Source organism: Roseateles puraquae, from assembly GCF_002205845.1.
GTDB lineage: Bacteria > Pseudomonadota > Gammaproteobacteria > Burkholderiales > Burkholderiaceae_C > Pelomonas > Pelomonas puraquae.
The window spans coordinates 28752-50157 of the sequence record NZ_NISI01000003.1 but is presented as its reverse complement, the minus strand read 5'-3'; the positions used below and the strand labels follow the sequence as shown (position 1 = coordinate 50157).

The following is a 21406-nucleotide window of genomic DNA, read 5'->3' as shown; positions in this document are numbered from 1 at the left end:
ACAGCTTGGCCATATCCAAATTCTTGATATGGCGAAGGGTCAGCTACGGTGCGAAGCTGAGAGATCCCCATGTTCAAAAGTCTGCATAGCCGCCACAACAAGATCTACCTGGACAAGCTACGTCAGCTGCGGGAATCCCGCCAGCTTCGTCAGGCCGACCTCGGCAAGCTGCTGGGCCGCAGCCAGGGATGGGTGAGCTACGTCGAATGCGGCGAGACCACCCTCGACATCATCGAACTCCGCCAGTGGCTTGACGCGCTGGACTACAAGTTCCTTCGTTTCGTCAGGGAACTCGATGCCGAGCTTCGGGAGCTGGAGAAGCTGCGCCTGCGCATCAAGCCGCGTGAGCGGCATTCCCGAGGCGCCTTGCAGCAGCTCCTTCAATCCATTCCGAGGGAGAAGGCTACCGCCGTGCCGGCACGCATGCGCAAGGGCCACAAGGGCTGACCCCGAGATGACGACACCGGAAGAGCGCCAGCGCAATTTGGTCTGGGGGCGCGAAACACTGACCGAGCTCGCGCACGATGATGCATTGCCCCTTGCCTGGCGAAGCGAGGCCACGAGCCTGCTCAATGACTACCCGCCGTTGGCCCGCCTGCAGCAGGCTGATGCTGACGACCTTTTAGCTCTACAAGCCGAGTTCGTCAAAGTCCTGTCGGAGGCCAGATGGTTCTTCATGCGCGTGCGCAGCCACGCGTCCAGTACCGAGCAGCGCAGGTATAGCCTGACCGTCGTGCTCAGGCACTTCGCTTGAGTGGGCACCGCCGTCCAGTCAATGGCTGTCGTCGGCGTCGTCAGGCCGCAACAGACCTGGAAGCTGGTTGCTACGGATGCGCTTGTCCAGGCGCTTCACGAATTTCTCTAGGGTCGTGCCGCAGGCTTGGCACCACAGCGCCAGTTCGAACACATCCAGGCGCCGCTTCCCCGACTCGGCGCGGCTGACTAGGTCCTGGCCAATGCCGAGTTCGGCCGCCAACGCGCGCTGATTCCAGCCTTTGCGCTTCCTCAGTTCCTGGAGCTCTTCCAGCAGGAAAGCGTATTTCTCGTTGTGAAGCGGGCTTCTCATCCAGCAGCGGTTGCCTATGCAGCCGTGCAGGATCAGAGAGATGTCTAAATATGGGAAAACGCCATCAAACCGGTCGCCTTGGCGGGGACCAGCTACCGAGTGTCGGGTGGCGTGCCGTGACGTTTAGACGCGCCGTCCGTCTCGCGACTACCAACCCTAGCGGTTTTCCGCCGTGAGTACGAGGCGCTGTGTCGGAACCGGATGCTGGACGCTGAGCTCGCAGTAGATGAGATGCCTGGCTACTTGGTCTGAGGAGCTGGCGCCGATGGCGGCGGCGGTGCGGGCCGAATTGGGGCGCTGGGCACGATGCCGGGCGACGGTAGGCCGCGGCGGTCGGGAACAGTGTTGGAAGGTTGCGGAAGATTCTTCACTTCGTGGGCCCTTTGCAGGTTGATCGCGACAAACAAGGTGGTCAACGAGACGCCGGCGATGAAGCTGGCGCCGGAGGCACGGTTCATCCAGATCACAAACTGGTCCCAAGGATTGGGTTTGTCGTGAGCCTCTCCGCGCCGGTAGTGGCCCTCGGCAATAGCCTGTTGGAACTCCTGCGCCCGCATGCTGGCGAGAAAGGACAACATGGTGATCACCGTGGCGGCCGTCAGGAGCCCCCACGAGGCATAGAGCATCCACGCGCTCAACGCCTGCCCGATAGGGATGAAATCCTTCAAGAATGCCAGCGAGACGGCCAGGCCGCTCGTGGACAGGGTGAGGACCGACTTGTCGAAGTTCTCGGAGGCGGAAACCTGGCGTTTGCGCACCTCTGCCGTGAAGTCGGCCAACAGTTTCTCGCTCTGGTCGCTCGGAACAAAGGGGGCCTTGCCACACTCTGCCGTATCGACAGCCGGGACAGGTGCCGTCGCTGGCATAGTGGACGGCTTGATCCGCTCGCGAGTGAACTTCAGACGCTGCCGCGCCGAATCCAGATGACCCACGCTCACTTTGGCGCTGGTGCGGGGGCCGGTGGCGGGGGCGAGCGCGGAATGATCGCCGGCGACGTCACGCCTCCGTTGGGCTTAGGCGAGAACGTCTGCGGGCGGTTGCCTAAAGGCGGAATGGACGGACGTTGTGCCAAGCGCTGCCCCTCTGGATTTATCACACTCTAAATTCTAGGTGTGCTCGGCCAGCCGCTAGCGCCCTGTTTCTGGTGACGCCGGCCGAGTTACAACCTTGGCAAGTAGGGTCGCCCTAGCCCTTGGGCGCCGGATCGGTCTTGACCACCAGCAGCGCCCCGACCAGCAGTTCGGCCCACCGGAGGCTGTCGAAGACCAGAGCGCGCAAGATGGGCTTGCTGCCGTGGACGTCGCCCATGTGGGAGCGGAGCGTCTGCATGACGTAGGCACCCCTGACGAGCGCCCCCTCCAGGTTGCGCGCAAAGAGCCCTGCGTCAGCGGGCTGCCATTGCAGTTCGGCTAGGCGGCCTTCCAAATCCACCAGGATGCCACGCGCGGCCATGGCGCGTTTGCAGCCTTCCTGGAACGTCGCCCTTGTGGGATCGCCTAGATTGGCTTCGCGATAGACCTTTGCTACGGCGGCGTCTACAGCGCCGGCAGCGGCGGAGATGGCGCCCCCAAGATCGCCGTCACGAAGACGCTGGGCAGCCTTCAGCAGGTCCGGATGGGCATCGGCGGGCATATCTTCCAACGCGCCGGAATCGAACAGCGCCACGGGAAGCAACTTGCCATCGATAAACGACCAACCCAGCCGGCTCAGGTGGCCGGAAAGCTTCTCCTCCGCTTCGGGCTCGCGGCTCAGTATCTCCTCTATGAGAATGGCGAGAAACCGGGCCGTGTGCTGGGCATCCATGTCCCGCAACTGGCGGTCGATGGCCGCGAGGAGCTGGCCTTTGGTGACATTGGAGCCGCTGCCCTGAACGAGATCAGCTGCCGCGGTCACGTCAAAGCCGGCAAGCCCGGCGATGTCCTTGATCTCGTCGAACTTAAAGCCTTGCAGGCAGGTCCGCGCCGGCGGCCAGGCGCTGGTCAAGGCAGTAGGCGAATGTGTCGGTACGGATTCCGCACGTGTGTCTTCCTGCGGCCGGTCATCCGCCAGCGTGCCCGGGAAATAAGTGGGGCCGCGCTGCCAACTGCGGACGTCCGCGGCCAGCTCCGTGAAGGTGCTGAACTGAAGAATTTTTTCGCCCGGGCTTACAGAGGCCTCCTCCAGCGCCACGTTCAGCGACGAGCCCATGTGCCAGGCCACGGTATCCATCATGTGCCGCAACACCTCCAGCACGACCTCGGGTGTCAGCTCAATGGCCTCGGCCAATTCATTGACCTTGTAGGGCCGCAGCTGCGTCTGCAGGTACTGCGCCCGCAGCGCTGCATAGATCCGCTCAATGTTCGCAAGCCGTTCCCGCGCCGCCGGCGTGTCGATCAGCGGGACGGCAGTGGACTGGACGTAGTAGTGGTCGTTGTCTCGCTTGAGCCAGCCCTTGGCCTCCATGCCGTCGAGTTCTGCCCAATGCGGCACGTGCATCGAGCGGAACTTGTAGTAAGGCACGCCGCCGCGGCGTTCCAGCATCTCTCCAAGGAGTTGTCCGAGCAGCTCGCCCTGCAGGGGTGTTGGCTGCCCACCAGCCAGATCCGCGGAGTTCATGACGGTGTCCCTGATGCGGTCTTGGGCCTCATCAGCCGAAACATCGCCGCGCCTACGCAAGCCTGCAGTCGGGCATCGTCGAGCGCGCTGAGTTGGTCCAGCGTTACGACGCCGATCTGAATCAAGGCCAGGCACTGTCCACGCGACAAGCGCGGTCGGATGCCCGCCAGCGGCAGGGCGGCCTCCGGAAGCCCGAATTCCAGCCGGGTTAACAGCACGTCTAGGGCCGTGAGGAAATCAGGCTGGTCGGGAAACAGCGCGGCCAGAATGCGGTGTGCAGAGCGCAGATGGAACCGCGTGCCCTCGGCGATGCTCATGATGTCGCCGTACCGGATCGCGCCCTGATAGGGGTTGGCCGTATAGGTCCGCTCCAGCACGTCCACGGGCACGCCCTCGACCCAATCGAACAGGATGCTGGCGCGCTTGCTGCGCCGCCACAGCTCGTGTTCGTCGGCGCCATAGCGCTGGAGGGTGCGGGAGACGCCATCGCCGTATTTCTGAATGACGTCCGAGACGCGTGCCGCCTCGCTGCGGTTGCGCGTGTAGATCGGGGTGTAGATGTCCGACATTTCCGCCAGCACCTGAACAAGCCCGAGCACATTGATCGGTGGCGTCGCTGCGAGGTCGAGGCCGCGCATCAGCTCGACCATGCGCAGTCCCGACTCGAACGACAGCGAAGAGGCCCCGACCGCCTGGCCGAGCATGGTCAGGTGGACAACGTCGCCTTCCTTCTCGGCCAGGCCAGCTTGAAGCAGCCGCGCCACGAACTCCGCAATTCGTTGCGAGATCGCCGGGACCCAGCCAGGGTGAGCCCGCGAGGCGGCATAGCCGCCGAAGGTGTTGACCAGCAGCCCGGGAATCTCGTCTTCCCGGACCGCTCGCACTTGGCTAAGCAGCCGCAGCACCCACGTCGCCATCGCGGCGTCAGAAAACGATGACCTCACGTCCTCGGGGGCGCCCATCACGTAGCGCTGAAAGAGCCTCGCGCGCTCCATGGAGGTGTCCGCCAGCAGGATGGCCTTGCCAGTCTCATTGAAGCCAAGGCGGCCCGCGCGACCGGCCATGTTCTTGTACTCTGCGATGGTGAAGGGGCGTCCGTCCTCGCCTAGGAACTCCTGTTCAGCCAGGATCACCGTGGACGCCGGCGTGTTGATGCCTGCGGCCAGCGTGGTGGTCGACGCCAGCACATGGATACCCCCGTTCAAGTCGCGAAACCCGCGCTCCACTGCCTCGCGCTCGGCGCGCAGTAGGTTGGTGCTGTGAAAGGCGGTGCCGCCTTCCAGGCAGGTGCGCAGGTCCTGCGACGCGGCCGTGAGGTCCTGGTCCGGCAGCGCCTCCAGGGCCGACGTCGCCGGGCCTTTGCCGATCTCCGCAGCCAAGTAGCGCGCGCAGCCTTGTGCGGAACCTCGCTGGTTGCGGAAGATGATGACCTTTTCTCCGTTGGCAACCAGCTTCTGGACCAGTGGCACCAGCATGTCCTGTGTCTCGGGCTTTGCCTTGCGCTGGCGGATCTCATGTCGCGCCAGCAGCGCCTCTACCTTGGTCGACCCGTCGACATCCCGAAATTGGAAAGTGCCTGAACGATCCATGACGCCCTCGATCAGCGGCACCGGCCGATCCTGGGACAGCAGCACCGGCATGTCGAGCCAGTTCTCAAAGCCATTGAGCCTGCCAAGCACGGCCGAAAGCACGATCAGCTGCGGCTCGATGCCTCGTGTTCGTGCTCGTAGCAGAAGCGCCAGGATCAGCTCAACGATGATGCCGCGTCGCGGGTCGGTAATGAACTGACCCTCGTCGACCACGACGAGGCCCAGACGGCTGAGTACATGAGGTGCACCGAGGGCCAAGTTCAGAAAGGTCTCGTAGGTGAAAAAGCCAAGGTCATAGCGGCCGCCGAGCACATCCCCCACGCTGTCCGTGGCGTCGCCAGTGCAGCGGATCACCCGCATGCCCGCGGCGCCGTATCGCTCGCTGAACTCTTCGAGCTTCTCGTTCACGATCGCCCGATACGGCAGCAGGAATGCCGCCTTCTTCCCAGCCACGACGGACTGCACGGCGGCCAGCTCGCCCACCATGGTCTTGCCCGAACTCGTTGGTGCGACCGTCAGCAGCGATTTGCCGGCCAGGACACCGAACTCGTTGACGGCGCGCAGCTGCAACGGATTGAGACCGCCTTGGAAGCGAGCCTTCCACTGGTCGACAACCGCATTAGGGAAGCCGTGAGCCAGCAATTCGTCGAACTGCCCCGTGATCCGCTCAACCGCTGTCCAGGGAAAGGCGGCCTGGTAGTTGTCTCCTCGCTTGAGACGCGGGAAGACCAAGCCACCTTGGACCGCGCCGAGGAACACCGGTGTCTGGGAAACGCCGAGGCGCTGCGCCTCGACGCGTGCGATCTGGATGATCTGGTCGGCTACGGCCGGGAAGCTGACGTGATCGTCGTTAACGCCAGTCATGGCCTGGATCACCGCGAAGGTCAGCAGCCCGTGGCCGGTGCCCGGCTGCTCCCAGGCGACTTCACGCGCGGTGCATGCAGACAGCAGGATGCGGCCTTCGCCAGCGATCCGCTCAACAGCGAAAACACTGCGCGGCTGCGCAGCAACCTGGAGCACCCGGCCAGGCGCGTGGCCGCTGAAGCAGCAATCCAGGATGCAGAGGACCACTCTCGCTTGCGTTGCCTTGAATGCGTCCGCGAGATCCGCCATGGACAGCGTTGAGCCCGGCAGGTCGGCCGTCGTAGTGTCGTAGAGCGCCAATCCACCATCCGGCGATCCGTGACCAGCAAAGCTGATGACGAGCACATCATCGGCTGTCGCGCTGGTCAGGGTCCCGAAAATGGCCTTGGAGACAGCCTCCTTGGTGGCGTGCTCATCGATGAGCAACTGGGCGCTCAAGTCCGGTACCGAGTCCATGAACAGCGCGTTCAGCGCCTTGGCATCGCGCACAGCGCCGGTCAGCTCGTCGATGTTCGGGTCGAGCTGTTTGTTGATGCCGACGAAGATGGCTTTGACTGCCATGGTTTCCTCCCTGCAGCCGGATCTCTGGCGTCCGACTCATGCGGATGATGATGCTAGGACATTGCCCGCGCCACTGGGTGGTGGCTGATGACTGCATTTCCAGTCAATGGGGGGCAAACGTGGCTCGACCATCGGCAGCGCCACACCGACTTTGGCAGTGTCCGGAAGCCATCTGCCTCAATGCGCGCGATCGGCAGCACAGCCGTAGCCAGGCTATCTCAAGGTGTGAGCGGCACCTGGGAGCCTTTCAGTGCTGCAGCAAGCATGCCGTGGAGATTCCCGGTGCCGGGCTCGGTGAGACTCTCGGCCCAGAGGGCTCGGAGCGACCGCAATCCATCACCGAAGATGGCGTAGCAGTCCATGCCGTGCTGCTGCGCCGAGCAGTAAGCGATACCGGCGAATCCCTGGCCGAGTGCCTGCATAGCAAGCTCTTGCGTATGGTGCAGACGAAGTGACTGGAGCACCGGCCAGCTGCTGGCGTGCATGCGCAGATCCAGCAGCTTCAACGGCGCCGCAGTCTGCAAGCACAGCAGTGCTCTCTGTGCCGCTGCCTGCATGGATACGCTGATGACTTCACGTCGGCACAAAGATTCATAGACCGCGGTCTCGGGCGCTTCGGCAAAGTAGCCTACCGACACACCGGCGACATCAAAGCGCCCGCTCAGCAGGCCCGAGGGCGGCAGTAGGAGACGCCCGATCCGCACGGTGCCACGGCGGGCGCGGATACGTTGAACGCGATAGAGGACGGTGGGAGCGGGTAGCTCAAAACTGGGTACAAATTCGAGGTCGGCAAGCTTCATGCGGGTCGATCAAGTGCCCTCCGCCAATGCCAGTGCGAGGACGCGCGCCGTATCGCCTTGTTCGATCGCCTGGCGAGGTGTCCGTCCGTTGAGACTGCCAAGAGGCGTCTCTAGAAACGACAACAGAGCCCAGCCTTCGCTGGTCCCCAAGGCCTGGGCAAGCTCGGGAATCACATCCCACAACGCGGGCTCAAACTGCCATTTCGGCAGTCGAAAGCCGCGACGGGTTTGGGTCAAGCCGATGGCTCGTCCCTTGGCGATCCATGCGTTGATGGTCACGCGGGTGGTGCTGGCGAGCTCGGCAGCCTGCTCCGTGGTCACCATGTCGCCAGCCTGCAAGCGCTCAGTGCGGGCAGCGAGGCTGCCGGCCAGTAGTGCGCGAGTTTGAGTGGCAGAGACATAGGGCGACGGTCGCTGTGTGGCGCGGGGCGCGCTTGCTGAGCTTTGTGCGGATGGGTAAGTGCTGGAGGTGGACTTCATGGCAACTTCGATCGACCGATTCAAGGGGCATTGCGCGCATTGACCTTCGTCGCGCCGAAGAAACCGCGCGACAACGCTTGCGCGTGAGCCCGCTTGAGCTTTATCACCGGGCGGGCAGGTTCGCCACAGGGATGCACGACGACAGTCTGCGCCGGCGTCTGCTGAAACACGCGGCGCATGTAGTCAAAGTAGTTGGCTCCCGATCCACGCCTGCTGATCATCACTTCGGCGAGTACGGGGAGTTGGTGCCGCCGACCACAGTTGCCAGCAACCACTTGAAGTGCATCAAGCACCTGCTCCAGGGGAGCCTTCAGGACGATCATGCGATCCTTTCGTTTGGCAAGTTCGTTAAGTTCGATTATGCCAAGTCAACGCCACTCCTGCTCGGCCTGAGGCGCCAGTGAAAGGGGAGCGCAATGGCGTAGCTAGGAGTGCAGGCGAGCGCCTCCTTCAGAGAGTTGAAGCGATACCTACATTGCTGTAGAATTTCCTACATGCCACAGACAATCACCCCATGGGTGCTGCTCGTTGTTTCATTGCCGACCTCGAGTGCGACCGCCCGAATGCGCATCTGGCGCGGATTCAAGGCGCTCGGCTGTGCTGCGATCCGCGACGGTGCTTACCTTTTGCCTGCCAGCGCAGAACGCGAGCAGGCCCTGCAGGCCCTGGCTGATGAGTGCCAGCGCGAGGGGGGCAGCGCGTGGCTGATGGCCGTCGAGCCCCGCACCGCGGACGAGAACGAGGCCTATCGCCACCTCTTTGACCGCCAGTCGGAGTACGCGGAATTGCGCAAGGCCTGGCAGGAGGCAAACGCTGGTCTCGCATCCTTGAGCCCAGCAGAGCTGGCCCGGCTGCAGCGCAAGCAGCTGCGCGAGTTCGACGCTCTGCGGGCCATCGACTTCTTCCCCGGGGAGGCCGCCGCAGAGGCCGAAGCGGCGTGGGCGGACTTGAACAAACGCATCGAGAGCTTGCTGTCACCGGGCGAACCGCAGCAGACCGAGGGACGTATCCCGCGGCTGAAGATCACCGACTACCAAGGGCGGCTTTGGGCGACGCGCAGGCGGCTGTGGGTGGACCGGGCCGCAAGCGCCTGGCTGATTGGTCGCTTTATCGACAAGGAAGCGAGCTTCCTCTGGCTGGCCAAGCCCTCGGACTGCCCCGAGGGCGCCCTGGGCTTCGATTTCGACGGCGCAGCCTTCAGCCACGCAGGCGATCGCGTGACCTTCGAGACGCTGATGGCGAGTTTCGGCCTGGAATCCGACGGTGCATTGATGCGCCTTGCCAAGGTCGTCCACGTGCTCGACGTCGGCGGCGAGCCTGTGCCGGAAGCCAAAGGCTTCGAGGCCGTGATGTCCGGTGCTCGGGAGCGTCTGACAGACGACGACGCTCTCCTGGCCGAGATGAGCACAGTGCTGGATTCGCTCTACGCCCACTTCCTGCGCGAGACCGCAGCCTCCCAACACAAGGCAGCCGCACGATGAACACGCCCGAGAACACGCCCGCGCTGCCGCGCTACTCGCTGTGGCAGATCGTGCGCTACATGCTGGCGCTGGGCACCTGGGGCTTCGGCGGTCCTGTCGCGCTGGTGGGCTACATGTACCGCGACCTTGTCGAGAAGCGCGGCTGGATCACGGAAGGCGACTACAAGGAGGGCATGGCCCTGGCGCAGTTGATGCCGGGCCCGCTGGCCGCCCAGCTCGCCATCTACCTTGGCTACGTGCATTACCGCGTGCTCGGCGCGACGTTGGTGGGCATCGCCTTCGTGCTGCCATCCTTTCTGATGGTCGTGGCCATTGGCGCAGCCTATGCGGCTTTCGGCGGCATTGGCTGGATGCAGGCCGTGTTCTACGGCGTGGGCGCCTCGGTCATCGGCATCATCGCGATGAGCGCCTACAAGCTCACGACCAAGAACATCGGCAAGGACAAGCTGCTGTGGGCCATCTTCGCCGTCAGCGCTGCGGTCACGGTGGTGACCAAGTCCGAGGTGATCTGGATCTTCCTGGGTGCCGGCGTGCTGGTGTGGCTGCTACGAGCGCCACCGAAGTGGCTCGCGCGCGGGCAGGCCAACAGCATTGCGGCGCCGCTGGCAGCGTTCTTCGCGATTGACAACCTGGACTGGCACAAGCTCGGCCAGCTTGGCGCCTACTTCGCCTATGCCGGGAGCTTTGTGTTCGGCAGCGGCCTTGCCATCGTGCCGTTCCTGTACGGCGGCGTGGTGCAGGAGTACCACTGGCTCAACGACCGGCAGTTCGTTGACGCCGTGGCTGTCGCCATGATCACGCCCGGCCCCGTGGTCATCACGACGGGGTTCATTGGCTATCTGGTCTCAGGCTTCTGGGGCGCCACGGTCGCGGCAGCAGCGACGTTCATCCCTTGCTACCTCTTCACCATCTTGCCGGCGCCGTACTTCAAGAAGCACGGCAAGCGCCCCGGGATCGTGGCCTTTGTCGATGGCGTGACGGCAGCCGCCATCGGTGCGATCACGGGGGCTGTCGTCGTCATCGGTCAGCGCTCCATCAGCGACGTGGCGACGGCCGCGTTAGCCCTGATCACCGTTGCCGTGCTCTGGCGCTTCAAAAAGCTGCCTGAGCCAGTTGTCGTCGCAGTCGCGGCGATCGCCGGGCTGGTGCTTTACCCCTTATCCCACGCTTGAAGACAGGAGCTCCCATGGACCTGCAGATCGCCGAACTGCCCTTTGACACCATGGGCCTGCACGGCCTGTCAGACAAGCTCCTCCTCAGCCATCACCAGAACAACTACGCCGGCGCGGCCAAGCGTCTGAACGCGATTCGCAGGCAGTTGAGCGATCTGGACTTCGGCCAGGCGCCGGGCTTTCAGCTCAACGGCCTGAAGCGCGAGGAGCTGATTGCCACGAACTCCGTGCTGCTGCATGAGCTGTACTTCGCCGGCCTGGGCGGGGATGGCGTCACCATGGCGCCGGCCATGGCGCTTGCACTCGATGCCAACTTCGGCAGCGTCGAGCGCTGGCGCGAGGAGTTCGTCGCCTGCGCCAAAGCCCTGGGCGGTGGCTCGGGTTGGATGCTTCTGGTGTTCCAGCCCCGCGAAGGAACATTGGTGAACCAGTGGGCGGCTGACCACACCCATGCCGTTGCCGGCGGCGTGCCCATCCTCGCCCTGGACATGTACGAGCACGCCTATCACTTGGACTACGGCGCGGCCGCCGGGGCATATGTCGACGCGTTCATGAGCAATATCAACTGGACCGCGGCCTACGAGCGTTACCAGGCTGCGGTCCATGCTGCGAGCGAGACGCTAGGGACCGATGCCGGTGCCTTGGCGGATGCCCTGGTGCTCGACGTCAGGCGTCACGGCGTTTTCGCGCAGGCCGAGTCCATGATCCCAGGCGCTCGATGGTGCGATCCGGCTGCGGTGGGCACCTGGGCCACCGACCTGCCTTCCGACAAGCCTGTGGTTGTCTACTGCGTCTATGGGCATGAGGTCGGACGATCAACGGCAATGAGGCTCCGGGCCGCGGGGCGCAATGCGCGCTTCTTGACTGGCGGCATCGACGGCTGGACCGCCTCCGGCCGGCCTGTGGTGGGCAAGCTTGCTGGGTGAGCCAAAATGCGAGGCGAGCCCAACATCGCATTGCTCTACCCGGGCGACCGAGCCGCACGCGACCGCAACGACCCGGCGGAGAGCCGCTTCGCCGCGCTCTACGCTGCCTTCACAGCCGCAGGCGTTCCAACTGAGCCGGTCATCTACAACGATGACTGCGCCGACGAGGTCGCTTCCCAATTGCGTGGCGTTCAGGCCGTGCTCGTCTGGTGCAACCCCATCGAGGGCGGACGCCGGCGCGACCGGCTGGATGCGCTGCTGCGCGATGCTGCTGAGTCCGGCGTGCTTGTCAGCGCGCACCCGGACGCGATCCTCAAGCTGGGCACCAAGGACGTCCTGGTGGAGGTGCGTGACCTGCCCTTTGGCAGCGACGCTTTGCGCGTCGACAGCTTGGCCCAGTTGGCGATCGAGCTGCCGCAACGGCTGCAACGCGGTGCGCGCGTGTTGAAGCAGTACCGGGGCCAAAGCGGCAATGGCGTATGGCGCGTCGAGTCAGTCGAGGGCTCACCGCTGATGAAGGTGCGGCACGCCCAGCGTGATGCCGAAGAAGGTCAACTCAGCATGGCTGAGCTGCTACGAACACTTGCACCGTACTTTGAGCCCGAAAACGGTGGTCACATGGTGGACCAGGCTTGGCAGCCTCGGCTCGTGGATGGCATGGTGAGGGCCTATCTCGTCGGAGATCGCGTCGCTGGCTTCGGGCACCAGGCGGTCAATGCGTTGTATCCGGCGAGTGGAGACCAACCTGCACCGGCACCGGGGCCGCGCTTGTACTACCCTGCGGAACATCCACCGTTCCAAGCGCTGCGCATGCAACTTGAGTCGGGATGGATTGAGCTGCTTCGCACCCGTGTAGGCCTGGCCCGCGAACAGCTTCCCCTGCTGTGGGATTGCGACTTCATGTCGGGCGAACGGCCCGGCAGTTTCGTGCTCTGCGAGATCAACGTCAGCAGCGTGTCGCCTTTCCCGCCCTCAGCCATACAGCCGGTGGTAGCCGCGCTGAAAGCAAGGCTCGGCCTCTAGCGCGAACCAGTCGGCTCTCAATGAAGCCGCAAATCGGCGATCAGCTTTGACTTCAGGGCGCGGGACCGCGCGCCCTCGGTGTCGCCATCTGCCCATCCATAGCTGCTGCCCCAGGCCCAAAGCGAACCGTCGATCTCCAAGAATCGCACTTCGCCAGCGCGAAGCTCGACCGTCTGGACCTGCCCTTGACCCTGCCAATCGAAACTCAGCCGGTGCGATCCAGGCGGCAGCCGGATACGGGCCAGTGATCTCGGGATCGTGTCGACGCGTCCGTCCTGGCCTATCTGGACGGGCAGGACGTTTCTGGTATCCGCCCAGCGATTGCGCACCAGATAGAGCGTTGCAACGCCAGGGTCAGCGGCGAAGCGCTTAGCCTCGGCCTCCAAGGCATCAGACGGCACGGCGCTGTTCGTGCAAGTCAGCTGCGGCCTGTAGGACTTGCCGATGCGATAGCAATAGACGCCGTCAGGCTGAACGGAGCGCGTCGATGCCGCCGCGCAGCCACCCAAGGCGACCACGACGGAGATGAGAATCAAACTGGAGCGCTGCTGTTGTCGCACGGCCGCGTCCTCAGTGGTTGTGCCCGTGATGCACGTCCGGCACATGTGCATGGCTGTGCCGCATCGGCTCGTGTCGGTGGGCGTGGCTGTGTGCACCAGCGGGCATCACGTCATGATGGTGATCGTGGTGGCCGTCATCATGGCGATGGGCATGCTCGTGCTCCAACGCCTCATGCTCGTGTTCGTGATCGTGCGACTCAGCCAGATGCAGGGCCACGCCAGCCAACATCAACAGGCCGCCCAGCGCCATGCCCCAGCCCGCTGAACGGTCACCTAGCGCGAAGGCCAGCGCAGCGCCTATGAACGGCGCGAAGGCGAAGACCGAGCCCGTGCGTGCGGCGCCGAACTCCCGCTGAGCCAAAAGGTAGAAGCGCAGGCTCAGGCCGTACCCGGTAGCGCCCACGGCCATCAGCCCCGCGGCGGCGGCCCAACCTGGCATCGGCTCGCCCGTGGCCAGCGCCAGCACCACGGTGGCGGTCGCACCCAGTGCGGCTTTCGCCAGTACCACCTGGGCGGGGTCGCGCTCGGCGAGGGCCCGAGACAGGGTGTTGTCCATGCCCCAGGCAGCGGTGGCAGCCAGCACAGCCAGCAACCCCAGCCACTGCCCGCTGGACGCCAAGCCCTGGTCCAAGATCAACAGCACCCCGCCGGCAAGCAGCAACAGCATGGCGACCCAAACACGCCTATCCATCGTTTCGCCATACAGGCGCCACGCTAGGACGGCCGTGAACAGAGCTTCCAGCGTCAGCATCAGCGATGCCCCAGTGCCGCTGGTCCGCTGCAGACCCCATGCCAGCGCCACGGGCCCCAACACGGCGCCGAACAGGGCGACCAACAGCAACCGCGGCACATCGCCACGCAGCACCCGAGCTTCCTTGCTGACGTGCTGGCGAAGCAGAGCCCCGATGACGGCCGCCCCCAAGTACAGCAAGGCAGCCGTGGTGAAGGGACCGAGGCCCAGCCCGAGCTTCTGCACCATCGGCGTGCTGACACCAAACAGCGCCGCCGCCAGCAGCGCAAGCAGGCCGCCTCGAAGTGCTGGGAGGTTCCAATGAACAGACATGGTCGGTACAGCCCTCAGGGCTGCCCTCCGTGCCGCACCAGGCGTTTGTGGAAGCCGGTGATGGTGACGGTCACGGTGACAGGCTGCTGGCCCTTGTTCTTCCAGAACCAGCCATGGGTGCCGGCAAACGGCGCGACAAAGGTGCCGGCGCCTTCGCGCTGAGCGCCTTCGATGTCGTAGCTGGTGTACTCCGACTGCGAGCCGGTTCGCTCGCCATGCAGGTCCACAGCCACATCAGCGCTGGCCGTCCACTGAAACACCAGGCCCTGACCCGCGTCGAGTTCGGCTTGCACCTCGGCGCCCTTGCCGGGTTTGAGCGTCACCGTCACGGTCTCGGTGCGGGGCCCGGCAGCCGCCGGCTTGACCGCCTGGGCGTCGAAGCTCTGGCCCGGCTGCTTCCCGAACACGGCCTCGGACCTGGCGGCCAGCGTCGCGTTGTCGCGCGGTGCGTCTGACGCCCAGCCTGTGGCGCCAACAGTGAGCAGCAGGGCTGCAGACATCGAGCGGATCAGGATGCTCATGGCGATCTTCACTTGACGGTGAACCGCACGGTAGCGGTCTTGCCTTCGACGTTGTTCAGCACCGCGACCACCTTGGCGCCGGGGGCGATCTTCACGCCGGTGGCGCGCAGCTTGTTGCCTTCGGTGGCCTTCACATCGACCTCGGTCTTCTGCGCGCCATTCAGCACCGTCAGCTTGCCCGAGATGCCCTTGGAGGGCATGTCCTCGTCGTGATCCACGAGGTAGATGGTGGCACCGTCGGCCTCCACCACCAACTCGAAGTTCACGTCATTGGCGACCTGCACGATGCCGCCGTGACGGGGTGCCGCCGATCCGTGAGCCATCGCTGGGTTCATGGCCAGGGCGCTCGATGCCAGCAGGGCGGCAATCAGCAGTTGCTTGGTCTTCATGATGTTCATCTCCAATGTTTGCGCGGCGCTCTTGCACAGGCGGCGCCGCAGGGCCATGAGGTTCAAAACGCTTCCTGGGCTTGCCCAGGGGAGGCGTTCTCTTCCGGAGTCAGCAGGCGTTGCAGGGGTCTCTCGCCCACCAGCCAGAAGATCACGGGTGTGAGGATCGTGTCCAGCAGGGTAGAACTGACCAAGCCACCGAAGATGACGACCGCCACCGGATGAAGGATCTCCTTGCCGGGCTCGTCACCTGCCAGCAGCAGCGGCGTCAGCGCGAAGGCCGCGACCAATGCCGTCATCAACACCGGCGTGAGCCGCTCCAGCGAGCCGCGCACGATCATGGGCTGGCCGAAGCGTTCGCCCTCGAAGCGACACAGGTTGATGTAGTGGCTGACCTTCAGGATGCCGTTGCGGGTGGCAATGCCGGCCAGGGTGATGAAACCGACCATCGTGGCCACCGACAGCGTGACGCCGGCCAGCCACATCGCCACGACGGCGCCGATCAGCGCCAGCGGGATGTTGGCCATGATGACTCCCGCCAGCACGGCCGAGCGGTAGCGCGTGTAAAGCACCAGGAACATCATCGCCAGCGACACACCCGACAGCACCACGATGAGCTGGGTGGCCTGTTCCTGCGCCTGGAACTGCCCCTCCAGGCTGATGAAAGCCCCCGTGGGCAGGGTCGTCTTGGCAATGACCTGCCGGATATCGCCGATGACGCGGCCCATGTCGCGACCATCGGTGTTGGCGTAGACGACGATGCGCCGCCGACCGTTCTCGCGGCCGATCTGGTTGGGTCCGTCGGACTCCTCGACCGTGGCGATGCTGGACAGCGGTAGCCGCCCGGCTGGCGTGTCGATCAAGGTGCGGGCCAGGTCCTGAGGGCTGCGCTGGTCGTCGGGCAGGCGCAGCACCAGGTCGTAGCGGCGCTGGCCGTCGACGATTTGCGCGCCGTGAGCGCCGTCCGTCAACGCTTGCAGCACGCGCACTGCCTCACCGGGCGACAACCCTGCCTGGGCCACCTTGCGCTGGTCCAGCCGCACGGCAATTTGCGGGATGAGCACCTGCTTTTCAACGGTCAGGTCCACCAGGCCGGGTACGCCGGTGAGCCCGGCGCGCATCTGCTCGGCCAGGCCGCGCAGCGTGTCAGTGTCGTCGCCGTAGATCTTGACGGCGATCTGGGCGCGCACACCGGAGAGCAGGTGGTCCAACCGGTGCGAGATCGGCTGGCCGATCGCCACCTGCGCCGGCAGAGAGGCAAGCTGGGCGCGGATGCTGGCCATCACCGCCTCGCGGTCCACCGGCTTGCCGTCGCGGCGCAGGTCCACGTCGATCTCGGCCGAGTGCACGCCCTCGGCGTGTTCGTCCAGCTCGGCGCGGCCGGTGCGGCGCCCCACCTGCGTGACCTCGGGCACCTGGGCGATCAGCGTCTCCGCGAGCGCGCCCATGCGGTTGGCCTCGGCCAGCGAAGTCCCCGGGTTGAACATCAGCGACAGCACCAGCGAGCCCTCGTTGAAGGCCGGCAGGAAGGCGCGCGGGAAGAACGGCACGCTGGCCGCCGCGGCCGCGACGGCCAGCACAGCCGCAGCCATCAGCAGCCGGGCGCGCGGGAAGGACCAGGCCAGCAGCCGCCCGTCCCAGTGCTTGAGCCGTGCGACCAACGGGCTGTCGCCATGGTCCAGCCGCTTCATGCGCGGCAGCAGGAAGGCGCTCAGCACCGGCGTGACGGTCATGGACACCCCCATCGACGCCAGGATGGACACGATGTAAGCGATGCCCAGTGGCGTGAACAACCGACCCTCGATGCCCGGCAGCGCGAACAACGGCACGAAGACGAGGACGACGATCAGGGTTGCGTAGACGATGCCAGTGCGCACCTCCACGCTGGCGGCGCGCACCACCTCTAGCACCGGACGCGGCACAGGCAGCGAACGGTTCTCGCGCAGCCGGCGCTGGATGTTCTCGACATCCACCACCGCGTCGTCCACCAACTCGCCGATGGCGATGGCCAGGCCGCCCAGCGTCATCACATTGATCGACTGGTCCAGCAGGCGGAACACCAGCGCCGTGACCGCCAGCGACAGCGGAATTGCGACCAGCGAGATCAACGTCGTGCGGGCTGACAGCAGGAAGGCAAACAGCACGATGGCCACCATGATGGCGCCGTCGCGAAGCGCACCGGTCACGTTGGAGATCGAGGCCTCGATGAAGTCCGCTTGGCGGAACAGGACCTTGGGCGCGCTCAAGCCCTTGGGCAGGCCGGGCTTGAGTTCTTCCAGGGCCGTCTCGATCTGGTGAGTCAGCTTCACGGTGTCGGCGGCCGGCTGCTTTTGCACGCTGACGATGACGGCCGGCGCACCCTTGTAGCCCGCATCGCCGCGCTTGAGGCCTGCCGCGAAGCGCACGCTGGCGACCTGCTCCAGCAGGATGGCGCGTCCGTCCTTCCAGGCGACGGCGATGCCTTGCAGGTCTTCGATGCGGTTGGTGCGGCCCAGATGCCGGATCAGGTACTCGCGGCTGTTCAGGTCGATGAAGCCGCCGCCCGCATTGCCGGCAAAGCCGCGCAGTGCCTGCTCCACCTGGGTCAGCGACACACCCAGCTGCGCCATGCGGGCCGTGTCGGGCTCGACGCGCAGCGTGCGCACCTCGCCTCCGATCGGGATGACCTGCGCCACCCCGTGGATGGCCAGCAGGCGTGGCCGCAGCACGAAGTCGGCGTACTCGCGGGCTTGCATCGGCGTCGCTTGCCCCGCGCTGAGCGGCAGCGCGATCAGCATCACCTCGCCCATGATGGACGAGACCGGCCCCATGACGGGCGTCACTTCGGCGGGCAACTGGCCGCGCAGCTGCGCCAGCCGCTCGGACACCTGCTGGCGGTTGCGGTAGACGTCGGTGCCCCAGTCGAACTCGGCGTAGACGATGGACAGGCCGATGCCCGAGGTCGACCGCACCCGGGTGATGCCGGGCATGCCGTTGAGCGCCGTCTCGATCGGGAAGCTGACGAGTTGCTCCACCTCCTCGGGCGCCATGCCCCCTGCCTCGGTCAGCACGGTGACCAGCGGCTTGTTCAGGTCGGGGAAGACATCGACCGGCGTGCGCCAGGCCGTGTAGCCGCCGTAGGCCATCAGCAGCGCGGCAATGGCCAGCACGAAGAGCCGGTTGCGCAGGCTGGTGAGGACGATCCAATTGAACATGGCCGTCTCCTCAGCGGATCTGCGCGATCAGTGGTGCGCCTTGCACCACGACGCGGTTGTCTGCTGCGAGGCCGCGGGTGACCAGCACGGTCTTGGCGCCAAGCGGCTTCACCTGCACCGGCTGGGGCGTGTAGCGCTCCGCGCCGGTCTTGATCCAGACGACGGGCTCGTTGACCGGGCTGCGGACTACGGCCTCAGCTGGCAGCACGACACCCTTGGCGCTGTCCTTCAGCGCCACGATGACGCTCACCGTCTGGCCGACAGCCAGCGGGACCGACTTGTCGCCTTGAGCGCGGAAGCTTAAGGGCAGCGTGCCGTCGCGCAGCGACCGGGGCACACCGGCCAGCTGCAACTTGACGCCGCTCACGCCCGCCAACTGGGCGCCAGCGATGCGCTGGCCCAGCGTGACGTCGGGCGTTTGCGCCTCGACCATCAGGCGCGCGGGGTCCACGATCTCCACGAGCACGTCTCGGGCGTCGATGACCTGGCCTGCCGCCAGCTCGGAGCGGGCGATGACGCCGGACACCGGGGCCCGCAGCGGTTCGCGCGCCTCCAGGCTCGCGGCGATGCTGCGCTCGCGGGCAGCGAGGGATTCGGCTTCCAGGCGTGCGGCCTCAATCTCCTTGCGCGGCACCGTGCCCTCCAGCCCTTCCAGCCGCTTGAGCCGCTGCTCCGCGAGTTGGCGACCCGCGCGGAGCTCGGCGCGCTGAGCCTCCTGGTTGGCCTGGGAAAAGGGATCGGCATGGTGATGCAGCCAGGCGAGGATGTCGCCCTTCTGAACGGCCTGGCCTGGGACCGGCAGACCCTTGGGCCCCGGCTCGATGCGGCCGCCGTGGCTCGCCTGCACGCGGCCGCTGGCGTTGGGGTCCTGAACGACGCGGCCCGGCAGCTCCAGCGTGGCCGCGGCTTCGGTCTCGGGCGCGATCAGTGTGCGCAAACCCATGCGTCGCTGAGCCACCTTGGGCACGTTGACGCTGCCGTCGGGCAGGCGCGCGAGGCCGGATGCATTCGTCGGCCCCGCCTGGTCGAGGTGTTCGCCATTGGGGCCGTGGGCGCCGGGCCCAGCGAAGGCGGTGATAGCGGCCACCAGCAGGCCGAGGGTGAGCAGTGGGTGCTTCATGCCTGGCCTCCGTTCCAAGTCTTGGCACCGGCGCGGCGGCGCCACGCGGCGACGGCGATCAACATAGCGGCGATGACGCCCACCCCCGTCCATAGCTTGCGCGAGCCGGTGGTGTGCTCGTGGCCGTGGTCGTCGCCGCCGGCATGGTCGTGGCTGTGCGGGGCCTCGGCAGCTTCCTGGGCTTGTGCCGCGCTGACCTTGAGCGTGCCGTCCAGCAGGTCCGACTCGTTCCCGTGGATGACCGTGATGACGATGGCGTGCTCGCCGGGCGTGGCCAGCAGCTTCAGCATGGCTTCGTCAGCCACTGCGTAGTCACCAATGTCATCGTGGAAAGGGGCCTTGGCCTTCAGGCCGCCACTTTCAACTTCAACTTGTGCATTGAGCACCGGTTCGTTGGTGGCGAAGCGGTCGATCAGCATCGAAAACTCGCCGCCGCCCAGCGTCGCAACCAGCTCGAACTGCTCGGTCTTGGCTTCGAGGCGCGGCCGGCTGTTGCCCGGCGCCGCCGCAGTGGCGGGGGCGTCGAGGTGTTCGCCGTTGGGGCCGTGCGCGCCAGGGCCGGCGATGGCGCTCAGGCAAAAGCTGGTCGCTAGCACGGCGGAAGCTAGCGTGCGCAGCAGAAGGGTGCGGGTCATGGGAGCAATCCTTGGGCTTGTTGGAGTCGCGCCTGGGCGAGGCGCAGATGGGCTTGCTGGCGTTCGCTGGCAGCCTCAGCTTGAGCAGCGGCGCCCAGTGCCCGAAGCAGTTCGGGCAGTGGGGATTCGCCGGCCTTGAAGGCCTTTTCGATGTGGCCGGCGCGCTCGCGCAGCAGCATGGCGCGCTGGGCTTCGAGTTGCGCTTGGGATTCAGCCGCTTGCAACTGCGTGCGTGCCAGCTGCAGTTCAGCGGCCAGCCGGTCGCGGATGCGCTGTTGCTGGGTCAGCGCGAGATCCACCTCGGTGAGTGCTGCAGCGATGCGCGGTTGTGCGTGCGTGTCCGTGCCGAAAGGCAGGCGCAACGAGACACCGACGCTGCTCTGGGTGGGCATGCCTTGGCCGGGGCGTTCCTGGCGCAGATGCACGCCCAGCTCGGGGTTGTCCCCGCGCTGGACCTGGGCCAGCGAGAGCTTGCGCTGGGCGCGTTCGACGGCGCGTGCAGCCAGCTGAAGCTCCGGATGGGCCTCGTCGAGATCGAAGCCGGATGCCGCGCGGGGCGGCTCCGGCTCAGCAGGAATGGCCAGCCCGGTCAGCCATTGCCATTGGGCTTGCTGGGCACGCAGCTTTTGCTGGACTTCCGCTTCCTGCGCCTGGCTGGCGAGCCACTCGGCGCGCGTGGCCATGGCGTCTGCCGGCGCGAGGTCGCCGGCCTTGACGCGACGGTCCACGTCCTCGGCGAGACGCTGGAGAAGCTGGTTCTGAAGCGCGGCCAGACGGTGCTCTGATTCGAGTCCGGCCAGCTGGCCCTGCGTTTCGCGAACTTGGCCGGCAAGGCGCAGCCGGGCAGCTGATTCCGCCGCCTGCGCCCATTCGAGTTCAGCCTGCGCCGCCTGGCCGGCTGTTGCTCGAGCGCCGATGCGCCAAACAGGAAGAGCAACCCCCAGTTCAGTCTCTCGTTGCCCTTCGGCGGCGCTGCCCCGGCCTTGGCGCTGAGAGGCTTGAAGCGCCGGTGGCGCTGCGAGCCAACTGCTGGCGACCGTCTGGTCAGCCTGCGCCTGGCGCTGCTGACCTTGCGACTGGGTGGCCTCGATGGAGCGTTGCCAAGCGGCAGCGATGGCCTGAGCGAGGCTAGGCCGTGTTGCAGCGGGAGATACCGCGGGTAGAACAGGCTGGGCCTGTGCGGCGCAGGCGAGCGCGCTGGCGGCAAGGGTGCCGCCAACGAGCCATGGGACGAGCCATGGATGAGTTTTCACGAGAGTCCTGATGCATGAGGACAGCAACGCGCGACGCATCGGCACGAAGCCGAGGGGCGAACGCAGTCACCGCCAGAGCGAACGACAGCCGCGCTTCAAGCGCGGGCAGCAGCG

The 21406-nt window shown here is 65.8% G+C and carries 21 protein-coding genes; 6 read left to right on the top strand and 15 right to left on the bottom strand.

Annotated elements, in window-relative coordinates:
- The first annotated feature begins 69 nt into the window (after positions 1 to 69).
- Entirely contained in the window at positions 70 to 447 is a 378-nt protein-coding gene (locus CDO81_RS10120) for a helix-turn-helix domain-containing protein (RefSeq protein ID WP_088483090.1), read from the top strand.
- A 7-nt stretch (positions 448 to 454) separates the two neighbouring features.
- Positions 455 to 754 (top strand): BPSL0761 family protein, encoded by a 300-nt coding sequence (locus CDO81_RS10115; RefSeq protein WP_088483089.1) that lies wholly within the window; start codon positions 455 to 457, stop codon positions 752 to 754.
- 18 nt (positions 755 to 772) lie between these two features.
- Here the strand turns inward: CDO81_RS10115 and CDO81_RS10110 are convergent, their stop codons facing one another.
- From CDO81_RS10110 to CDO81_RS27580, 7 genes are all read right to left on the bottom strand, one after another.
- Positions 773 to 1066: a helix-turn-helix domain-containing protein gene (locus CDO81_RS10110; protein ID WP_088483088.1), complete on the bottom strand. Its 294-nt coding sequence runs from the start codon at positions 1064 to 1066 to the stop codon at positions 773 to 775.
- 239 nt (positions 1067 to 1305) lie between these two features.
- Positions 1306 to 1998 (bottom strand): hypothetical protein, encoded by a 693-nt coding sequence (locus CDO81_RS10105; protein WP_158218230.1) that lies wholly within the window; start codon positions 1996 to 1998, stop codon positions 1306 to 1308.
- A 253-nt stretch (positions 1999 to 2251) separates the two neighbouring features.
- A complete protein-coding gene (locus CDO81_RS10100; RefSeq protein WP_144397199.1) occupies positions 2252 to 3661 on the bottom strand; it encodes a hypothetical protein in 1410 nt (469 codons plus the stop codon).
- The gene (locus tag CDO81_RS10095; RefSeq protein ID WP_088483085.1) at positions 3658 to 6675 is read right to left on the bottom strand and encodes a DEAD/DEAH box helicase; all 3018 of its coding nucleotides are present in this window, start codon (positions 6673 to 6675) and stop codon (positions 3658 to 3660) included. Before CDO81_RS10095 ends, CDO81_RS10100 begins: the two co-directional genes overlap by 4 nt.
- Positions 6676 to 6893: 218 nt before the next feature.
- Positions 6894 to 7475 carry an RES family NAD+ phosphorylase gene (locus CDO81_RS10090; RefSeq protein WP_088483084.1) on the bottom strand — a complete coding sequence of 194 codons (582 nt, stop codon included), beginning with the start codon at positions 7473 to 7475 and terminating at the stop codon, positions 6894 to 6896.
- A gap of 9 nt (positions 7476 to 7484) precedes the next feature.
- Positions 7485 to 7955 (bottom strand): hypothetical protein, encoded by a 471-nt coding sequence (locus CDO81_RS10085; protein ID WP_193466493.1) that lies wholly within the window; start codon positions 7953 to 7955, stop codon positions 7485 to 7487.
- Positions 7956 to 7975: 20 nt separating this feature from the next.
- On the bottom strand, positions 7976 to 8278 hold the full coding sequence (locus CDO81_RS27580; RefSeq protein ID WP_144397198.1) for a hypothetical protein: 303 nt from the start codon (positions 8276 to 8278) through the stop codon (positions 7976 to 7978).
- A 171-nt stretch (positions 8279 to 8449) separates the two neighbouring features.
- On the opposite strand from CDO81_RS27580, the gene CDO81_RS10075 reads away from it, so the two are divergent.
- The 4 genes from CDO81_RS10075 to CDO81_RS10060 are packed head-to-tail and all read left to right on the top strand — an operon-like array spanning position 8450 to position 12557.
- On the top strand, positions 8450 to 9436 hold the full coding sequence (locus CDO81_RS10075) for a chromate resistance protein ChrB domain-containing protein (protein WP_088483082.1): 987 nt from the start codon (positions 8450 to 8452) through the stop codon (positions 9434 to 9436).
- Positions 9433 to 10608 (top strand): chromate transporter, encoded by a 1176-nt coding sequence (locus tag CDO81_RS10070; RefSeq protein ID WP_088483081.1) that lies wholly within the window; start codon positions 9433 to 9435, stop codon positions 10606 to 10608. The genes CDO81_RS10075 and CDO81_RS10070 overlap by 4 nt, the downstream gene beginning before the upstream one ends.
- A gap of 14 nt (positions 10609 to 10622) precedes the next feature.
- Positions 10623 to 11534, top strand: coding sequence for a Fe-Mn family superoxide dismutase (locus CDO81_RS10065; protein WP_088483080.1), 912 nt, complete (start codon positions 10623 to 10625; stop codon positions 11532 to 11534).
- A gap of 6 nt (positions 11535 to 11540) precedes the next feature.
- Complete coding sequence (locus tag CDO81_RS10060; RefSeq protein WP_088483079.1) at positions 11541 to 12557, top strand: Cj0069 family protein; 1017 nt, start codon at positions 11541 to 11543, stop codon at positions 12555 to 12557.
- A gap of 17 nt (positions 12558 to 12574) precedes the next feature.
- Here CDO81_RS10060 and CDO81_RS10055 read toward each other — a convergent pair whose 3' ends face one another.
- The 8 genes from CDO81_RS10055 to CDO81_RS29360 all read right to left on the bottom strand — a co-directional run bounded on the left by CDO81_RS10055 (position 12575) and on the right by CDO81_RS29360 (position 20767).
- A complete protein-coding gene (locus tag CDO81_RS10055; RefSeq protein ID WP_144397197.1) occupies positions 12575 to 13117 on the bottom strand; it encodes a hypothetical protein in 543 nt (180 codons plus the stop codon).
- A gap of 10 nt (positions 13118 to 13127) precedes the next feature.
- A complete protein-coding gene (locus CDO81_RS10050) occupies positions 13128 to 14180 on the bottom strand; it encodes a DMT family transporter (RefSeq protein ID WP_088483077.1) in 1053 nt (350 codons plus the stop codon).
- Positions 14181 to 14194: 14 nt separating this feature from the next.
- Entirely contained in the window at positions 14195 to 14701 is a 507-nt protein-coding gene (locus tag CDO81_RS28470; RefSeq protein WP_206602094.1) for a hypothetical protein, read from the bottom strand.
- Between the two features lie 8 nt (positions 14702 to 14709).
- Positions 14710 to 15090 (bottom strand): hypothetical protein, encoded by a 381-nt coding sequence (locus CDO81_RS10040; protein WP_088483340.1) that lies wholly within the window; start codon positions 15088 to 15090, stop codon positions 14710 to 14712.
- A gap of 62 nt (positions 15091 to 15152) precedes the next feature.
- Positions 15153 to 18284 carry an efflux RND transporter permease subunit gene (locus tag CDO81_RS10035; RefSeq protein WP_088483076.1) on the bottom strand — a complete coding sequence of 1044 codons (3132 nt, stop codon included), beginning with the start codon at positions 18282 to 18284 and terminating at the stop codon, positions 15153 to 15155.
- Between the two features lie 10 nt (positions 18285 to 18294).
- Positions 18295 to 19404 carry an efflux RND transporter periplasmic adaptor subunit gene (locus tag CDO81_RS10030; protein ID WP_088483075.1) on the bottom strand — a complete coding sequence of 370 codons (1110 nt, stop codon included), beginning with the start codon at positions 19402 to 19404 and terminating at the stop codon, positions 18295 to 18297.
- Positions 19401 to 20039 (bottom strand): hypothetical protein, encoded by a 639-nt coding sequence (locus CDO81_RS10025; RefSeq protein ID WP_088483074.1) that lies wholly within the window; start codon positions 20037 to 20039, stop codon positions 19401 to 19403. The genes CDO81_RS10030 and CDO81_RS10025 overlap by 4 nt, the downstream gene beginning before the upstream one ends.
- Positions 20036 to 20767, bottom strand: coding sequence for a TolC family protein (locus CDO81_RS29360; protein ID WP_478221774.1), 732 nt, complete (start codon positions 20765 to 20767; stop codon positions 20036 to 20038). Before CDO81_RS29360 ends, CDO81_RS10025 begins: the two co-directional genes overlap by 4 nt.
- Positions 20768 to 21406: the final 639 nt, after the last annotated feature.

What these genes read in the sequence shown, in the direction of transcription:
- CDO81_RS10050 (WP_088483077.1), bottom strand. Translation starts at nt 14,180, where the DNA reads ATGTCTGTTCATTGGAACCTCCCAGCACTTCGAGGCGGCCTGCTTGCG.
- CDO81_RS10085 (WP_193466493.1), bottom strand. Translation starts at nt 7,955, where the DNA reads ATGAAGTCCACCTCCAGCACTTACCCATCCGCACAAAGCTCAGCAAGC.
- CDO81_RS10120 (WP_088483090.1), top strand. Translation starts at nt 70, where the DNA reads ATGTTCAAAAGTCTGCATAGCCGCCACAACAAGATCTACCTGGACAAG.
- CDO81_RS10025 (WP_088483074.1), bottom strand. Translation starts at nt 20,039, where the DNA reads ATGACCCGCACCCTTCTGCTGCGCACGCTAGCTTCCGCCGTGCTAGCG.
- CDO81_RS10065 (WP_088483080.1), top strand. Translation starts at nt 10,623, where the DNA reads ATGGACCTGCAGATCGCCGAACTGCCCTTTGACACCATGGGCCTGCAC.
- CDO81_RS10115 (WP_088483089.1), top strand. Translation starts at nt 455, where the DNA reads ATGACGACACCGGAAGAGCGCCAGCGCAATTTGGTCTGGGGGCGCGAA.
- CDO81_RS10035 (WP_088483076.1), bottom strand. Translation starts at nt 18,284, where the DNA reads ATGTTCAATTGGATCGTCCTCACCAGCCTGCGCAACCGGCTCTTCGTG.
- CDO81_RS10075 (WP_088483082.1), top strand. Translation starts at nt 8,450, where the DNA reads ATGCCACAGACAATCACCCCATGGGTGCTGCTCGTTGTTTCATTGCCG.
- CDO81_RS10090 (WP_088483084.1), bottom strand. Translation starts at nt 7,475, where the DNA reads ATGAAGCTTGCCGACCTCGAATTTGTACCCAGTTTTGAGCTACCCGCT.
- CDO81_RS10060 (WP_088483079.1), top strand. Translation starts at nt 11,541, where the DNA reads ATGCGAGGCGAGCCCAACATCGCATTGCTCTACCCGGGCGACCGAGCC.
- CDO81_RS10070 (WP_088483081.1), top strand. Translation starts at nt 9,433, where the DNA reads ATGAACACGCCCGAGAACACGCCCGCGCTGCCGCGCTACTCGCTGTGG.
- CDO81_RS10095 (WP_088483085.1), bottom strand. Translation starts at nt 6,675, where the DNA reads ATGGCAGTCAAAGCCATCTTCGTCGGCATCAACAAACAGCTCGACCCG.
- CDO81_RS10110 (WP_088483088.1), bottom strand. Translation starts at nt 1,066, where the DNA reads ATGAGAAGCCCGCTTCACAACGAGAAATACGCTTTCCTGCTGGAAGAG.
- CDO81_RS27580 (WP_144397198.1), bottom strand. Translation starts at nt 8,278, where the DNA reads ATGATCGTCCTGAAGGCTCCCCTGGAGCAGGTGCTTGATGCACTTCAA.
- CDO81_RS10040 (WP_088483340.1), bottom strand. Translation starts at nt 15,090, where the DNA reads ATGAAGACCAAGCAACTGCTGATTGCCGCCCTGCTGGCATCGAGCGCC.
- CDO81_RS10100 (WP_144397199.1), bottom strand. Translation starts at nt 3,661, where the DNA reads ATGAACTCCGCGGATCTGGCTGGTGGGCAGCCAACACCCCTGCAGGGC.
- CDO81_RS28470 (WP_206602094.1), bottom strand. Translation starts at nt 14,701, where the DNA reads ATGAGCATCCTGATCCGCTCGATGTCTGCAGCCCTGCTGCTCACTGTT.
- CDO81_RS10030 (WP_088483075.1), bottom strand. Translation starts at nt 19,404, where the DNA reads ATGAAGCACCCACTGCTCACCCTCGGCCTGCTGGTGGCCGCTATCACC.